Here is a 15,509-nt window from a genome sequence, read left to right on the forward strand (position 1 = left end):
CTCTGATCCAGCTCTGATCCAGTTCGTGTGTTCAGTGGGCGCCGATGCCGTCGAGCACGCGGGGACAGGCGCAGTCGCGGTCGCGCGGCAGCAGACGCACGGTCTCCAGCACCAGACGGCGCAGCCGCTCGGCGTTCTTCGCGAACACCCGCATGACTTCGGTCTGTTCGACGCTCTCGGCGGCATCGATCCCGGCGTCCACGTCGGTCACGAGGGCCACCGAGGTGTAGCAGAGGGCGAGTTCGCGGGCGAGGGCCGCTTCCGGCTGGCCCGTCATGTTGACCAGGGACCAGCCGGCCGAGGCGAACCACTGGGACTCGGCGCGGGTGGAGAAGCGGGGGCCTTCGATCACGACCATCGTGCCGCCGTCGTGCACCTCCTCGCCGGCCGCGGCCGCCCGCAGGACGGCGGCCCTGCCGTGCACGCAGTACGGGTCGGCGAAGGAGACATGGACGGCTCCCTCGTCGTAGAAGGTGCTCGCGCGTCCGCTGGTGCGGTCCACCAGTTGGTCCGGTACGACGATGGAGCCCGGGCCCAACTCCCGCCGGAGCGAACCGACGGCGCAGGGCGCCAGGACCCGGCCGACCCCGAGCGAGCGCAGGGCCCACAGGTTGGCGCGGTAGTTGATCCGGTGCGGCGGGAACCGGTGGTCGGCGCCGTGCCGGGGCAGGAAGGCCACCCGGCGTCCGCCGGTGGTACCGATCGAGATCGCGTCCGACGGAGCGCCGTACGGTGTGGCGACCTCGATCCGTTCGGCGTCCTCGAGCAGTTCGTAGAAGCCGCTGCCGCCGATGATCCCGATCTCCGCGGTCGGCGGTCGTTCCTCTGTCATCAGATCCCCCGTTGTCATCGGATCCCCCGTCATCACAAGGACCCGTCCAGGACCAGTGGTCCAGCGGGTCGGTCGTCGTGTGCATCGTGGTGTGTCCGGGGATCCGGTCTCCCCGGGAGGCGTGGCCGCGCCGTTCGGCGACGGTTGCGCCGGCTCCGCTTCGGTGCCGTTCAGCGGCACGCTCGGCGGAGAGAGCGCCGTACGGGCGTGGGGCAAGGAGCGTCCGGTCAGGCGGAGCGAACCCGAACGGGACAGGCGGTGGGCCGCCTTGGCGGGAACAGCCGGGGGAAGCGGGGCGCACCAGGGAGTGCGCACCGGGCGTCGGCCCGCCTGCGCTGAACCATACAGTGATCAAATAGGTCGCTGGAGTGACGCACGTCTCATGTCCGCGCCCCTATGTCGCGGCGGCCGGAAAATCGGGAGAAGAGCGGAACGCGAGGCTCCGAATTTACCTGAGTCATACAATGCAAAGAGGGTGCAAATTTAGCTGGGTGAGGCATGTGATCCACGTCACAGTGACTTTCCGCCGTGGCATTGCATCATAGTGTTTGATCTTGTTCGGTCGTCGCCGAGTAAACCCATGGCGAACCGGACTTACTGACTGGAACACGCGACTGGGGAGCCAAATCGTGCACTCTCCCGTTCAAGCAGGGGCCCTTCCACCAGATTCACGGGCCGCTCATGCAGGAAACGGATGGCTGGGCTCTTCCCTGGCCGCCCGGGAAGAAGAATGGCGTCTCCCCATGCCGGGCGAGGTGGCCGCGGAGCTGAACGCCGCGGCCAGGGACGCCTTGGCCGCGGGCGGACGCCCGCATCTCGCTTCTCCTCGCCCCGTCGGCCTCGGTCGCACCGAGGAGTTCGTCGCCGAACTGCGGCGCAGACTCGCCGGGTATCCGGGATTCGTGGTCGTCACGGACGTTCCTGTGGAAGCGGAGGATCCACAGGAGTCCGAGATGATCTACTGGCTCCTGGGTCTCCTCCTCGGCCGCCCGGTGTCGCAGAGCCGCAAGGGCGACCTGCTCGGCCGGGTCGAGGACCGCGGGGCGGACATCGGCAGCCCGGTCCAGCGCGGCTACGAAAGCTCCGCCGCGCTCCCCTTCCATGTGGACCGCACCGACGTCATCGGCCTGTTGTGCGTCCGGCCGGCGGCGTCCGGGGGACTGAGCCGCATCGTGTCCGCCAAGACCGTCCACGACCTGCTGCTGGCGGAGTCCGAGGACCTGCTGGCCGAGCTGTATCAGCCCTATCCGAACGACCGGCGCGGCGAGGAGCAGCCCGGGGAGGCCCCGTGGTCGGGGATCCCGGTGTTCAGCCGTACCGGTGACTCCTTCGCGGCGCGCTACCTACGGCGGTTCATCGAGGGTTCGCAGCGCCATGACACCGCGCCGCGGCTCACCGAGCGCCAGATCGCCGCGATGGACGCCCTCGACGCGATCCTCGAACGGCCGGGCGTCTCGCTCGACATGGAGCTGCGCCGGGGCGACCTGCAGCTCATCAACAACTTCCATCTGCTGCACGCCCGGTCCGCCTTCGAGGACGGCGGCGGTCGGGGACGGCTGCTGCTGCGCCTGTGGCTGGCCTTCGACGCCAGCCCCGAACTCCCCGACCACTTCGCCTCGCTGTACGGCGCGGTGGCCGCGGGCAGCTACCGGGGCGGCGTCTGGCCGGCCGGGTCCCTGCCCGAGACCCTGGGCCGCCCGGTCGGCGAACTCGGCTGAGGGGGCCGGCCGCGCAGGCCCCCACGCTTGCCGCCGTGGGGCGACGGCGGCAGAAAAGTAATTGCGTCCCGAGTGGGCTCGGGATATTCCCTTTGTGTCCGATGCGACTTCTGCCCGGCTGCCGTGAAGCGTAGTAGCGGAAGCCATTGTTCCGCTCATTTCCCGTCGGTGCCACATCGAATTCCGTCGTGCCGTCGATTGCCTCTCCGACTCCCTTTCCGTTTCCCGCCGGGCGGTATTCGCCGGTCGGTCAGAGCTGCCCCTTTTTCGCACAGGTCATCCCACGATGCCCGACAATGACGAGAAAGCAGATTTGCATGCCCAATTTCGACCGTGACCTCTACAATCGGGATGGATGTCAGCTGCTCCCCGGCCTCCTCGCAGAGGCCGACGTAAGCCGTGCCGTGGCCTTCTTCGACGGTCTCGACGGGGCAGCGGAGGTGCCGCCCTCCTACGAGGCCGAGTACGACGAGGCCGACGGCGTCCGCCGGCTGCGCAAGCTGCGACGCCTGCTGTGGAACGACCCGCAGATCTGGGGTCCGCTGCTCAACCGCGCGGGCGTCCCGGCCCTGGCCCGTGAGGTCGTCGGCGACGACGCCGCGGTGGTCTTCCACGCCGCCTTCCTCAAGCCCGCCCTCGTGGGCACCGAGGTGGCCCTGCACCAGGACCAGGCGCTGTGGAGCTACGAGTACCCGAAGGCGTTCAGCGTCTGGTGCGCGCTGACCGAGGTCTCACCGGCCAACGGGGGCCTCTTCGGCAGCCGCGGTTCGCACAGCGGCGGCCACGTCCCGCACAAGGACCGGCCGGCCTATCGCTGGCACGACAGCCTCGACGCCGCCGAGGACGGTCTCGAGGAACCCGTCCAGTTCCAACTCGCCCCCGGTGACGGGGTGATGTGGGACCGGTACTTCGCCCACGGCAGCGCCGCCAACACCTCCCCGCACGACCGGCGCGGCATGGTCGTCGTCTTCGCCGACGCCTCCGCACCCGAGTTCCGGGCGAAGGACAGCTTCCCGCTGGCGGACCTGGTGGCCCTCGGGGCCGGCTGACATGACCGAACACACTGCGGCCCCTCCGGCCGGTGGAGGACAGATGACCCGCATCATCGACAGCACACTGCGCGAAGGCATGCAATCGGCCCACGGCCGGTTCACCCTCGGTCAAAGCGTGGAGGTCGCCACCCTGCTGGCCCGCGCCGGGATCGACATGATCGAGTGCGGCCACCCGGCCGTCGACGAAGAAGAACTCCTGCGCGTCGCGGCGGTCGTGGAGGCGGCCGGCGACACTCCCGTGCTCGCCCACGCCCGTGCCCACGCCGGGGACATCGAGGCCGTCGCCAAGGCCGGCGCCTCCTGGGTCGGCATCTTCCTCGGCGTCAACGAGACCTCCCGTCAGTTCCGGCTGCCGGGGCGCACCCTGGCCCACCTGTACGAGACCATCCAGCAGTCCGTGGCCCACGCCCGGGAGCTCGGACTGCGGGTGCGGTTCACGGTGGAGGACAGCAGCCGCACCGATCCCGGCCAGTTGGTCGAGGCGTACCTCATCGCGGTCGAGGCGGGCGCCGAACGGATCTGCTTCGCGGACACCCTCGGCATTCTGGAGCCCCAGGAGACCGCCGAGCGGATCAGGACGCTGCGCAAGCGCTGTCCGGGCACCGACATCGAGGTGCACCTGCACGACGACCGGGGACTCTCCCTCGCGAACGCCCTGGCCGCGATAGAGGCCGGCGCCGACTGGGTCTCCACCTCGGTCAACGGCCTCGGCGAGCGGGCCGGCATCACCGACCTGGCCACGCTGCTGGTCAACCTGCACCACCGGGGCACCCGCCCGCTGGTGGACGGCACCCTGCTCGGCGACCTCAGCCGCCGGGTCGGCGCCTACTCCCGCTCCATGCCGGACCACCGGCGGCCCGTGGTCGGCCGTGACGTCTTCCACCACGTCGCACAGCTGCACGTGAAGGCCGTCGAGCGGGAGCCCGGGTCGTACGAGTGGCTGGACCCGGCCGAGGTCGGCCGCACCGGCAGCGTCACCCGTCCCGGCCTGCCGGCCGACCCCTCCGACTGGATCGTCAGCCCGCAGGTCATCTCCGCCACCGAGCTGCGCCACCACCGGGCCGGTCCCGGCCACCGTTTCGTGATGGTCGACAACCGCTTCGTCCCGGGCGCCGACCAGTACTGCATAGCCCGGCGCATCCCGCTGCTGGACGACTACGGCGCCGGCCACGTCGACACACACGTCCATCACTGCGACAGCCTCTTCATGTTCCTCGGGGACGAGGCCGACTACAGCGGCCTGACCGTCGAAGTGACCCTGGGCGAGCGGGTGTTCCCCGTGCAGAGCCCCGCGTCCGTCTTCATCCCCGCGGGCGTCCCCCACGGCTACCGGGTGGTCGGCGGCGCCGGAACCTACCTCAACCACGTCCTGGCGGGCGAGTACAACTCCAGCCTGATCGACCCCCTTGGGAGCACCCGATGACCATCCAGACCGAGAACACCAAGGCCGCCGCCTGGGACCTCATAGGCTCCCTGTTCTGGGAGTCGGGCCGGACCACGGCCAAGCCCAGCGACGAGGAGATCGGCCTGTTCCTCGACGGGATCACCGCGGGAGACACCTGTACCGTCGTCGGCGCGTCCACCAAGGACCTCGTCGAGGCGCTGCTCGACCTCGGGGCCGAGGTCACGGTCGTCGACTTCTCCCAGCGCATGTGCGACGACCTGCGGGCCGCGCTGCCCGAAGGCTCCTGCCGCATCCAGCGTCACGACATCACCCGCCGCGCGCCGTTGGAGCTGCGCGGCACCCAGAAGTTCGTGCTGAACGACCGCCTGGTCAACCGGTTCAGCGAGGCGGAGGCCCGTAAGGGACTGGAGGGCATGCTGGACCTGCTCGCCGACGGCGGACAGGTGCGCGCCTCGATCAAGCTCGGCCTGTACCCGATGGACGAGCGCATGATCGCGAACGGTCGGGAGCGCGGCACCCTGGAGAACTTCTACGACGCCGACGCGAAGGTCATCGACTTCGCCGCCGCCGGTGACGTCCTCACCGACTCGCTGCTGCCGCACGGCGACATCGACCCGGAGCTGCTGCTCCAGTGGTACCGCGGGCGCGGGCGGGAGCAGCGCTTCGACCACGAGGACGTGACCGCGCTGCTGGCCGCCGCCGATGTCGAGGGCCGTGGCCTGGAGCTCACCCGGCACACGGAGTTCGGCCAGGCGCCGAAGACCCGGATGTACACCGCCACCGCCACCGGCGTCCGCTCCGGCCGGGACGCCTGACCCATGTGCGGAGTCGCCGCAGTGAGCCTGGCCCCGACCGGGGCCGGGCCGGGTCCGGACGCGGCCCGGCTGGCCCGCCGCGTGGTGGAGCGCCTGACCCATCGCGGGCCCGACGGGCTCGGGGTGGTGGGCGACGCACTGTCCGCGGTGGCCATGTGCCGACTGCGGGTGCGCAGCCGGCCTGCGGACCGGGTCCCCTTCCCGGACGGCCCCGACGGCACCTGCCACGCCTACAACGGCGAGGTGTACGCCGTGGGCGCCGGGGCGGGCGCCGGCGCGGCCGACGCGACCGTGCCGAGGGGCGGCCTCGACGAGGCGCAGGCCGTCCACGACCACGGATGCCACGCCCTGGACGGCATGTACGCGCTGGTCCGGCGGACCCGGGGCGGCGCCGTGGAGATCACCCGCGACCCGCTGGGAATCAAGCCGCTCTACCTGCGGCGCCACCGCGACGGCGTCGCGGTGGCCTCGGAGATACCGGCTCTGCTGGACGTGTTCGGCCCGGCGCGGATCCGCGCCGCGGCCGTCGCGCAGTTCCTCCTGCTGGGGCGGGTGGTGGACGGCGGCAGCTGGTACGAGGACATCGAGCCGGTCCCGCCGGGCACCCGCCTGCTGCTGAAGGAGGGGCGCACCGAGACGGTGTGGGCGCCGCCGCCCCCGTCCGCCGTCGCCGGGTCGCCCGGGTGGCCGGCCACCCCGGACGGCATCCGGGCGGCGGTCTCCCGGGCCGTCGACCGGGTGCTGGTGTCCGACCGGCCGTTGGGGCTCGCCCTGAGCGGCGGGCTGGACTCCACCGTCGTCGCCCTGGAACTGGCGCGCCGGGGCATCGACGACCTGGCCACGGTCAGCGTCGTCCCGGAGGGCAACGGTGACGGTGTCCGGGAGGTCGCCGACCTGTCGCTGCCGGGCACGGCGTGGCGCGGCTGGCGGCACCGATGGACCGGATTCGGCCCGGCGGACCTGCTCGCGGGCGTGGCCGACGCGGCCGCCGTCCTCGGTGAGCCGACGGCCATGACCAGCGTCCCGATGTACGCGGCACTCGCCCGGCTGGCCCGGGAAGAGGGCATCGTGGTGCTGCTGCTGGGCGAAGGGGCCGACGAGGTCTTCGGCGGCTACCGCAGCTACCTCGCTCTCCAACGGCTCGGCAGCGCCGAGGAGTTCTACGTCGCACCGCGCCGCGTCGAACTCGTGCGGGCCCTGCTGGGGGAGGAGGCCGTGGCGGGCGCGTTGGACGCGCTGCGGGCCGCACTGCCCGTGGCCGACGGGCGGCCGACGGCCGAGGTGGTACGGGACTTCGAGTACGAGCACAGCCTCGAGCCGCTGCTGCGCCGCGCCGACCACCTGCTCATGGCGGAGGGTGTCGAGGGACGCACGCCGTTCCTGCACGGCGGCCTTCCCGCACTCGGGCGGGCATATCCGATGGCCGGGCTGCTCCGGGGCGGCCAGACGAAGGTGCCGCTCCGGGAGGCGTACGCGCGCGAGCTGCCGCACTGGCGGACCGAGGTCAAGAAGCCCTTCCGGGCCCCGGTGGACGACTGGCTGATCGCAGGCCACCGGTCCGCGGCGACCGGCCGACTGGCCGACCGGGACGAGCTGTTCACCGCCGTGGGACTGCGTTCCGAAGCACTGCGGGGGCTGCTGCGGCAGGTGACCGACGGCGACACCGGCGCGACCGGCCTCGTCTTCCCCCTGCTGAGCCTCGGCGCCTGGCTGGAACAGGCGGGCGCCGAGGCCCTGCCTGGCGGCGGCTCGTGACCGCCCCGTACGGGGAGCGCGCCGGCCGGGGGTCACGGCTCGCGGAGGCGCACCGGAGACGGCCCGTGAGAGCACAACCCGAGACCGAGGAGACGGTTTTGTCGTGAACGAGCAAGACACCACCGGTTTCCCGGCAGTGGCCGGACCGGAACCGCTGGACGCAACCGGGCCCGAGGTCCTGCACCGTCCGCTGCGGAAGACGGCAGCGGCAGCGGGCGTCGACCTCGACACCCTGCCCTACACCGTGCGGCTGCTGCTGGAGAACGCCGCTCACCTGGTCGCGGCGGGCAAGGCGAGCCCCGAGACGCTGCGCGCGCTCACCCGGCCGGGAGCGCCGGGAACCGAGGGAGGGACCGTGTCCTTCCAACCCGCCCGGGTGGTGCTCCAGGACTTCTCGGGCGTGCCCGTGGTCCTCGACCTCGCCGCGCTGCGCGGCCCGCCGTACGCAGCGGCCTGCCGGCCCGGGCGGTGCAGCCGGCCGTACCCGCCCACCTCGTCGTGGACCATTCGGTACGCGTCGACCGGTCGGGCACCGCCGACGCCCTGCGGGTCAACGCGGAACTGGAGTTCGCCCGCAACCACGAGCGCTACGCACTGCTGCGCTGGGCCGAGCAGGCCTTCGAGGGGTTCCGTGTGATCCCGCCGGGTGCGGGCATCGTCCATCAGGTCAACCTGGAGCGGTTGGCCCAGGTGGTCACCGTGACCGACGGCCCGGGGCCGCGGCTCGCCCGCCCCGACACGGTGCTCGGCACGGACTCGCACACCCCCATGGTCGGTGCGCTCGGTGTCCTCGGATGGGGCGTCGGCGGGATCGAGGCGACCTCCGTGCTCCTCGGGGAGCCGGTGCTGCTGCCCGCCCCGAGAGTCGTGGGCGTCCGGCTGACGGGCCGGCTGCCGGCCGGGAGCACCGCGACCGATCTGGTCCTCACGCTCACCGAACGGCTGCGCGGATACGGAGTGGTGGGCGCCTTCGTGGAGTTCTTCGGTGACGGCTGCGCCGCGCTGACCGTGCCGGACCGGGCGACGGTCGCCAACATGGCGCCCGACTACGGAGCGACCACCGCGCTCTTCCCGGTGGACGACGAGACGCTGCGGTTCCTGCGGACCACCGGCAGGCCACCTGCACAAGTGGCGCTGACCGAGCGGTACTTGCGGGCGCAGGACCTGTTCCGTGGTGGCGACGCGGACACGAAGGTGCGCTACGCCGAGGAGTTGACGGTCGACCTCGCCGACGTGGAGCCGTGCGTCGCCGGCCCCGCCAGACCCGACCAGCGGGTACCGCTCGCGGCGGTCCCGCGCAGTCTGACCGAGGGACACGGCATCGGGCGGACGCGGGGGCGCGAGGCCGCCGGGCCGGACGACGGCGCGGTGTTCATCGCCGCCCTGACGAGCTGCACCAACACCTCGCACCCGGGTTCCATGCTCACGGCCGGCCTGGTGGCTGAGGCCGCCGTCCGCCTCGGGCTCCAGGTGCCCTCGTGGGTCAAGACCAGCCTCGCCCCGGGCAGTCGCACCGTACCGGCGTATCTCGGCCGGGCCGGGGTGCTGCCGGCACTGGAGAAGCTCGGCTTCCACGTGGTGGCCTTCGGCTGCACCACCTGCCACGGCATGAGCGGTGACCTGCTGCCGCAGGCGAGGCGCGCGGCCGACGCCGGGGTGCTGGGCACGGCCGTGCTGAGCGGCAACCGGAACTTCGAAGGACGAGTGCACCCGGAGGTGAAGGCCGCCTATCTGGCCTCGCCGGGGCTGGTCGTCGCGTACGCCCTCGCGGGCACGGTCATGCGGGACCTGACGAAGGAGCCGGTGGGCGTCACACCCGAGGGGCGTGAGGTGTTCCTCGCCGAGCTGTGGCCCTCCCCCGAGGAGGTGCAGGCCGCGGTCCGTGCGGCGGTGGGGCCCGGGCTGTACGAGGAGGCCTACGCGGACCTCTACGAAGGCGGTGCGCGATGGCGCGCGCTCGACGCGCCGCAGGGTGAGCTGTACACCTGGCCCGACGGCTCCGACTACATCCTGGAGCCGCCCTACATCGCCCCAGTGGCAGCGGCACCGACGCCCGGGCCGGAGCGGACCGGTGCCGCGGGCGGGGACGTGGTCGGCGCCAGGATCCTCGCGCTGCTGGGGGACGCGGTCTCCACCGACCACATCTCGCCCGTCGGCACGATCCGGCCCGACAGCGACGCGGGTCGCCACCTGACCCGGATCGGTGTCCCGGAGGCGGAGTTCAACAGCTTCGGCGCACGCCGCGGCAACCACCACGTCATGGTCCGGGGCACGTTCGGCAGTCCCAGGCTGCGCAACGCGCTGGCGGGCGGCCGGGAGGGCCCGTGGACCCGGCGCGGTCCCGACGGCGCGCTGGAGTCGATCCACGACGCGGCCGAGCGGTACCGCGCGGAGGGGGTGCCGCTGATCGTGGTCGCCGGCCGTGACTACGGCTGCGGCAGCGCCCGCGACTGGGCCGCCAAGGGGACGGCACTGCTGGGCGTGCGGGCAGTGCTCGCACGGAGCTTTGAGCGCATCCACCGCAGCAACCTCGTGGGCATGGGGGTGCTTCCGCTGCTGTTCCCGGCCGACACGGACGCCGGCACGCTGGGGCTCGAAGGGGCGGAGGAGATCGACCTGTTGGGCCTCTCCGGGCTGTCGCCGCTCGGGAAGGTGACCGTACGGGTGCACCGGAGCGACGGCGCCGTCACCGTCTTCGACGCGGTCGCGGCGCTCGAAACCGACCGTGAGGTGGCCTACTTCGCGGCCGGCGGTGTGCTGAGGTACACCGCCGCGCGGTTGCTGCGGGAACACGGCGGCTGACGGGCGTATGCCCTCCAGGCACGCCCCAGGCACGCCCCCGATGTGCCCACGCCGGGGCGCGTGCCGGGGGCGTGCCGGGCCGGTGTCGTGGTGTCAGCGGCCGTCCGCGGCGCCTGCCGGCTCCAGCACCACCCGGTCGGCGAACCAGGCGGCCAACTCCTTGGACCGGCTCTCCACCTCGGCGTCGTCGGCCCCCGACACCACCACCACACCGGCCCGCAGATAGGAGGCGGCAGTGACATCGGGCATGGTCCCGCCGGGCGCGATGCGGACTTCCGCGTACTCGACTCCGGGACGGGCGAGCACCTCGTCGAAGGTGGGAGCCTCGCGCACCGCTCCGGCGGGCGCGTGCAGGTGCAGATCGCCGTGGACCGCGCCGCTCGCGGGGGTGCGGGCGGCGGAGACGGCCGAGGGCCGCCCGAGCACTCCGCGCACCCACTCGTCGTGCAGATTCACTCCGAAGGTGCGCTCGACGACCTCGTCGGTCCGGCCGCCGCCGACTCGGCCGCCGCATTCCCCGAAAACGATCTCGCCCGACCGGTCGAAAACCTCGATGTGGAATACGCCATCGGCGTGATCGAGTGCTTTGAGGGCGTTGCGGGCGACATCCGTGGCCTTCTCGTAGAGCTCCGGATGGCGATGTGGCTGGAGTGCGGTGCAGCCCACGAGTCCACCCTCGTGGATATCGATTATGTTTTCCAGGTAACGAGCCAGGGAGAGGAAGGTGATTTCACCTCCGCGGACCACGCCGTCCACTTGGAATTCGGTGCCGGGAATGAATTCCTCCACGAGCCAGGGGCCCTTGGCCGCGGATGTGGCCAGGAAGTCGCGCAGTTCCTCCGGGCGGTCGAGGCGGAACGTGTCCAGCGCACCGCTGCCGCTGAGTGGCTTGACCACGACGGGGAAGCGCGCGCTGTCTTGCGGCGCGTCGTCGGGACCGGTCGCGCTCGTGCAGTCGGCGGTCACCACGCCTGCCGCTCTGACCAGTGATTTCTGCACTTCCTTGTCGCGCATGGCAACGGCCCGGAGCGCCGCTCCGCGGGTCAGGCCGCCGAGGTCGGAGAGCACCGCGGCAGCGGTGAGGCACAGTTCGAGCCCGCTGCAGACCGCGTCGAACTCCTGGACGCGAAGTGAGTTCCTGGCCAGCCCGGCGAGAATTCCCTCGACGCTGGACTGGTCCGGCACCACCACGGTGCGCATTTCCGGGAATGCGCTCCTCGCGGTTTCCAGGTCACCCGGCTGGAGAACGCAGGTGACATTCAGATCCGCCCGGTGCAGCGCATCGACCGCGCGAAGCATCCAGCCGATGTGAAGGACGGTGGTCGTCTGCTGCGTCATGTGACTCCCTCAATCATTTTCAGCGCATCGGATAACTTAATACTGGCTCGGTGTCATATCCATGTGATGAAGATCACGAAACCCCTTCGCGGCTTCGGTTGATCATGGTGAGGCACCTCTGATGGGATTACGCATAACTAACTCGAGAATGCAAGGAGCTGCCGATGGCAGGAAATGGCAAAATGAACTGGCTCCGTTCCTTGCTCCCCCGGACGCGCCCCGTGTGGGTGCTGGCGCTGAGCACCCTGGCCCGGAGCACCGGCAACGGTGTCGTCGTCGCCGTCATCGTCCTCTACCTCACCCGCTCCGTCGGCATCGACGCGACCCGGGTGGGCCTGGGCCTGACCGTCGCCGCCGTCGTGGGGATGGTCGCGAGCATCCCGGCCGGCCACGCCACGGACGTCATCGGCGCACGGAACACGGCGATCGCCTCGGTGGTCCTGCACGGCGCGACCATCTGCTGTTACGCCTTCGTCGAGGGCTTCGTCGGACTCCTGATAGCGGCGGGCCTGGTGGCCGTCGCGGAATCGGCGTCCAACGCCTCCCGCGGAGCACTTGTCGCGCTCGCCGTGCCTCAGAAGGAGCGGGTGCGCACACGCGCCTACCTGCGGTCGGTCACCAACGTCGGCTTCTCGGTCGGCGCGCTGCTCGGCGGCCTGGCCCTGGCCACCACACCCGGGAGGGCTACACGTTGGCGCTCATCGGCTCCGGCGTCCTGTTCGTCGTCGCCGGACTGGCCTTCCTCGCCCTGGACCGCACGCCGCCCGTTCCCCGCCCGGAGGACGCCTCGCCCTGGCAGGTGCTGAAGGACGGCCCGTTCGTCGCCGTCGGCGCCATCAACGCCGTGCTGATGATGAACGCGGGCATCCTCGACGTCGCCCTGCCCCTGTGGATCGCCGAGCACACCAACGCCCCGATCTCCCTCTTCGCCCCCCTGCTGTTGGTCAACACCGTCATGGTGGTCCTGCTCCAAGTCCCCGTCAGCAAGGGGGCCGAGGACGTGCGCGGCGGAGCCCGGGCGCTCGCCAGGTCCGGCATGTGGCTGGCCCTGTGCTGCGCCGTCATCGCCCTGGCGGCCGGCCGTTCGCCGTGGGTGGCCGGGGTCTTCCTCGTGGTCGGCGTGGCCGTCCACACCGTGGGGGAGCTCCTCTACAGCGCCGGCTCATGGGCGCTGTCGTACGAACTCGCCCCGGAACACGCACAGGGCCAGTACCAGGGGATGTTCGGCCTGACCACCCAGCTCGGTACCGCGATCACCCCAGCGGTGACCGCGCTGCTCATCGTCCGGCACGGCTGGGTCGGTTGGCTGGTGATGGGTGCGCTGCTGGCTGCCGCCGGACTCGCGGCGCCCGCGGTGGCACGTTGGGCCGAGCGCACCCGGGAGCGCGCGACCGTGCCCGCCGTAGGGGCGGGCGCGTGACGCCCGGACCCCGTCGCCCACCCGGGTCCGGCGACCACCTGAGAGCAAGATCGATTCCTGGATAGGGTGCCCCCATGTCGAACCTCCCCCTTCTCGCCGTGGTGTACGACCGCGGGTCCGCCGGAGCCGTCGAGATCGTGGCCTCGGCCCGCAAGTTGTGCTCCGTCCTCTTCGTCTGCGACGAGAGCCTGCCCGGCGCGGCGGACACGGCCCGGCAACTGGGCGAACTGGCGCAGGTCCTCGACGTCACCGGGATGTCTCCCGAGAAGGCCGGCGCCGCGCTGTCCGCCCTGGACGTACGCGGCATCGTGACGTTCAGCGAGCGCCGGCTGGCCGCGACGGCCGAGCTGGCGGCGGCGTCCGGACTGCCCTTCCACACCCCGGACGTGGTGGCCGGACTGGTGGACAAGCAGCGGCAACGGGCACGTCTGCACGCCGCCGGCGTCCAGTCGACCCGGTGCGAGGCGGTGCGGTCGGTCGACGACGTACCCGAGGCCGCGGCGCGGGTCGGCCTGCCCGCCGTGCTCAAGCCGCGCAGTGGAGCGGGCAGCGTGAACACGTGCCGGGTCGACGACCTCGGCCAACTGGTGGCGGTGACCGAGGAGTTCATGGCCGACGGCGCTGCGGAGTACGTCCTGGAGGAGCTGCTGGTCGGAGACCCGGGTGGGGCGGGTGCGGGCTTCGGGGACTACGTGTCGGTGGAATCGGTCACCTCCGGCGGCGTCGTGCACCATGTGTGCGTCACGGGCAAGCTGCCGCTGGCCGAGCCCTTCCGGGAGACCGGCATGTTCCAGCCCGCGAGCCTGTCCCCGGTGCTGCGGTCGCAGGTGCTCGCCCTGACCGAGGCCGCGATCCACGCCCTCGGCATCACCGGGGGAGTCACACACGTGGAGATCAAGCTGACCCCGGACGGCCCCAGGCTGATCGAGGTCAACGGCCGGATGGGCGGCTACGTCGGGGCGCTGCTCCGGCGCTCGGCCCGCTTCGACCTGCTGCGCGCGGCACTGCGCGAAGCCCTGTCCCTCCCGGTCGACCTGCCCGAACTGTCCTTCCCCGCGGTGGAGTACGTCTACTTCGTGACGCCACCGGCCGACTCCGGGCAGACCCTGACGGCCATGCACGGCCTGGACGAAGTGGCGGCCCTCGACGGTGTGTGGCAGGTCAAGGCCGAGGCGGCCGCAGGACGATCCTTGGACTGGCGCAACGGCACGGAAGGGCACCTCGGCACGGTCCACGGTACGGCCGCGGACCACGACCGGCTGCGCGTCGCGATCGCCGCGATCGAATCCGCGATCGTCCTCGAATCCGCATGACGCAGCCGGCCGGAGCGCACGCTCAGAGCGGGATCGTGGGATCGAGCGGCTGCCTGACGCGCCGCCACACCAGTCCCCGCACCGAGGCCGCGAAGGGCGCCAACGCCCACCAACGGCCGGGAAACAGCAGCCTGTACAGCCGGAAGTTGCGGCGCGCCACCGCCGTCGGACGCAGCGGCACACAGGACACCAGCAGGGCCGTGCGCAGGGCACGGATCTCGGCGGCCGGGCGACGGGAGGCGAGTACGGACTGGGCGAAGGCGTTGCGGTAGGCCCACCACATCATCTCGTGCTTCTCCGCGCCGATCTGCATACGCGTGTTGGGCTCACCGGCGTGCGGGTCCGCGGAGTGGGCCAGATCCTCGGGGAAGTGGTGGAGGTAGGGGTAGCGGTCGGCCACGCGCCACAGCAGGGTGCCGTCGAGCCCCAGGCCGTGGCTGAAATCGAACGGCAGGTTCGTCGGCAGTTCGTCCTGGAATGCCTCGAGCAGATCCGTCCGGCGTATCAGCGTGCACGAGGAGCTGACCGGTACCTGATCCTCCACGGTCGCCGACCGCACCAGGAACTCCAGGGACGACATCCGCCCGGCGCTGCGGCGGTAGCACGTCTCGGGCACCTCGTAGTGCCACGTCATCGCCGTGTAGACGAAGCCGACGTCGGGCTCCCGGTCCAGCACCTCGACCGATCGCTCGACGGCAGTGGCGGAAATCCAGTCGTCGGAGAAGAGCAGTTTGACGTACTCTCCCTCGGCCAGCTCGACCGCCCGGCGCCAGTTCTGCACGCGCGGCAGCACTGTTTCGTTGCGGTGTGCCCGAATTCGTGGATCGGATGCGGCCAGTTTCGTCAGAACCTCCCAGGTGGAATCCGTACTGGCGTTGTCCACCACCACTACTTCAATATCCTGGTAAGTCTGTTCCAGCGCGCTGCGTACTGCCCGTTCCATCTCCTGTGGCCGGTTGTACACCGGTATGCAGATGCTGACCTTGCCCATCCCGCGCCCCTCTTCTCCCTGGTCAAGCAGTGAACCACAGCCCGTCAAGAGAGGTGCGGGTCACCGGC

The 15,509-nt window shown here is 71.4% G+C and carries 12 protein-coding genes; 9 read left to right on the forward strand and 3 right to left on the reverse strand.

Going from position 1 to position 15,509, the window contains the following annotated elements; translation table 11 throughout:
- Nucleotides 1–31 precede the first annotated feature (31 nt).
- On the reverse strand, nucleotides 32–832 hold the full coding sequence (locus AB5J49_RS39340) for an S-methyl-5'-thioadenosine phosphorylase (RefSeq protein WP_369173669.1): 801 nt from the start codon (nucleotides 830–832) through the stop codon (nucleotides 32–34).
- Nucleotides 833–1,575: 743 nt separating this feature from the next.
- Between AB5J49_RS39340 and AB5J49_RS39345 the strand changes: the two genes are divergently transcribed.
- From AB5J49_RS39345 to acnA, 6 genes are all read left to right on the forward strand, one after another.
- The gene (locus AB5J49_RS39345; RefSeq protein WP_369173670.1) at nucleotides 1,576–2,550 is read left to right on the forward strand and encodes a TauD/TfdA family dioxygenase; all 975 of its coding nucleotides are present in this window, start codon (nucleotides 1,576–1,578) and stop codon (nucleotides 2,548–2,550) included.
- 317 nt (nucleotides 2,551–2,867) lie between these two features.
- Nucleotides 2,868–3,599 (forward strand): phytanoyl-CoA dioxygenase family protein, encoded by a 732-nt coding sequence (locus AB5J49_RS39350; protein WP_369173671.1) that lies wholly within the window; start codon nucleotides 2,868–2,870, stop codon nucleotides 3,597–3,599.
- 43 nt (nucleotides 3,600–3,642) lie between these two features.
- Complete coding sequence (locus AB5J49_RS39355; protein ID WP_369173672.1) at nucleotides 3,643–5,025, forward strand: hypothetical protein; 1,383 nt, start codon at nucleotides 3,643–3,645, stop codon at nucleotides 5,023–5,025.
- Nucleotides 5,022–5,822 (forward strand): hypothetical protein, encoded by an 801-nt coding sequence (locus tag AB5J49_RS39360; RefSeq protein WP_369173673.1) that lies wholly within the window; start codon nucleotides 5,022–5,024, stop codon nucleotides 5,820–5,822. Before AB5J49_RS39355 ends, AB5J49_RS39360 begins: the two co-directional genes overlap by 4 nt.
- Before the next feature lie 21 nt (nucleotides 5,823–5,843).
- Nucleotides 5,844–7,577, forward strand: a complete 1,734-nt coding sequence (locus tag AB5J49_RS39365) for an asparagine synthetase B (RefSeq protein WP_369173674.1) — start codon at nucleotides 5,844–5,846, stop codon at nucleotides 7,575–7,577.
- 468 nt (nucleotides 7,578–8,045) lie between these two features.
- The gene (acnA, locus tag AB5J49_RS39370; RefSeq protein ID WP_369173675.1) at nucleotides 8,046–10,379 is read left to right on the forward strand and encodes an aconitate hydratase AcnA; all 2,334 of its coding nucleotides are present in this window, start codon (nucleotides 8,046–8,048) and stop codon (nucleotides 10,377–10,379) included.
- A gap of 93 nt (nucleotides 10,380–10,472) precedes the next feature.
- Here the strand turns inward: acnA and AB5J49_RS39375 are convergent, their stop codons facing one another.
- Nucleotides 10,473–11,717 carry an ATP-grasp domain-containing protein gene (locus AB5J49_RS39375; RefSeq protein WP_369173676.1) on the reverse strand — a complete coding sequence of 415 codons (1,245 nt, stop codon included), beginning with the start codon at nucleotides 11,715–11,717 and terminating at the stop codon, nucleotides 10,473–10,475.
- A 182-nt stretch (nucleotides 11,718–11,899) separates the two neighbouring features.
- On the opposite strand from AB5J49_RS39375, the gene AB5J49_RS39380 reads away from it, so the two are divergent.
- The 3 genes from AB5J49_RS39380 (at nucleotide 11,900) to AB5J49_RS39390 (ending at nucleotide 14,450) form a co-directional block, all read left to right on the forward strand.
- Nucleotides 11,900–12,523, forward strand: a complete 624-nt coding sequence (locus tag AB5J49_RS39380) for an MFS transporter (RefSeq protein ID WP_369173677.1) — start codon at nucleotides 11,900–11,902, stop codon at nucleotides 12,521–12,523.
- Nucleotides 12,409–13,137 (forward strand): MFS transporter, encoded by a 729-nt coding sequence (locus AB5J49_RS39385; RefSeq protein ID WP_369173678.1) that lies wholly within the window; start codon nucleotides 12,409–12,411, stop codon nucleotides 13,135–13,137. The genes AB5J49_RS39380 and AB5J49_RS39385 overlap by 115 nt, the downstream gene beginning before the upstream one ends.
- A gap of 74 nt (nucleotides 13,138–13,211) precedes the next feature.
- On the forward strand, nucleotides 13,212–14,450 hold the full coding sequence (locus AB5J49_RS39390; RefSeq protein ID WP_369173679.1) for an acetyl-CoA carboxylase biotin carboxylase subunit family protein: 1,239 nt from the start codon (nucleotides 13,212–13,214) through the stop codon (nucleotides 14,448–14,450).
- 22 nt (nucleotides 14,451–14,472) lie between these two features.
- Here the strand turns inward: AB5J49_RS39390 and AB5J49_RS39395 are convergent, their stop codons facing one another.
- On the reverse strand, nucleotides 14,473–15,441 hold the full coding sequence (locus AB5J49_RS39395; RefSeq protein ID WP_369173680.1) for a glycosyltransferase family 2 protein: 969 nt from the start codon (nucleotides 15,439–15,441) through the stop codon (nucleotides 14,473–14,475).
- Nucleotides 15,442–15,509: the final 68 nt, after the last annotated feature.

Origin of the sequence: Streptomyces sp. R28 (assembly GCF_041052385.1) — a bacterium.
Taxonomy (GTDB): domain Bacteria; phylum Actinomycetota; class Actinomycetes; order Streptomycetales; family Streptomycetaceae; genus Streptomyces.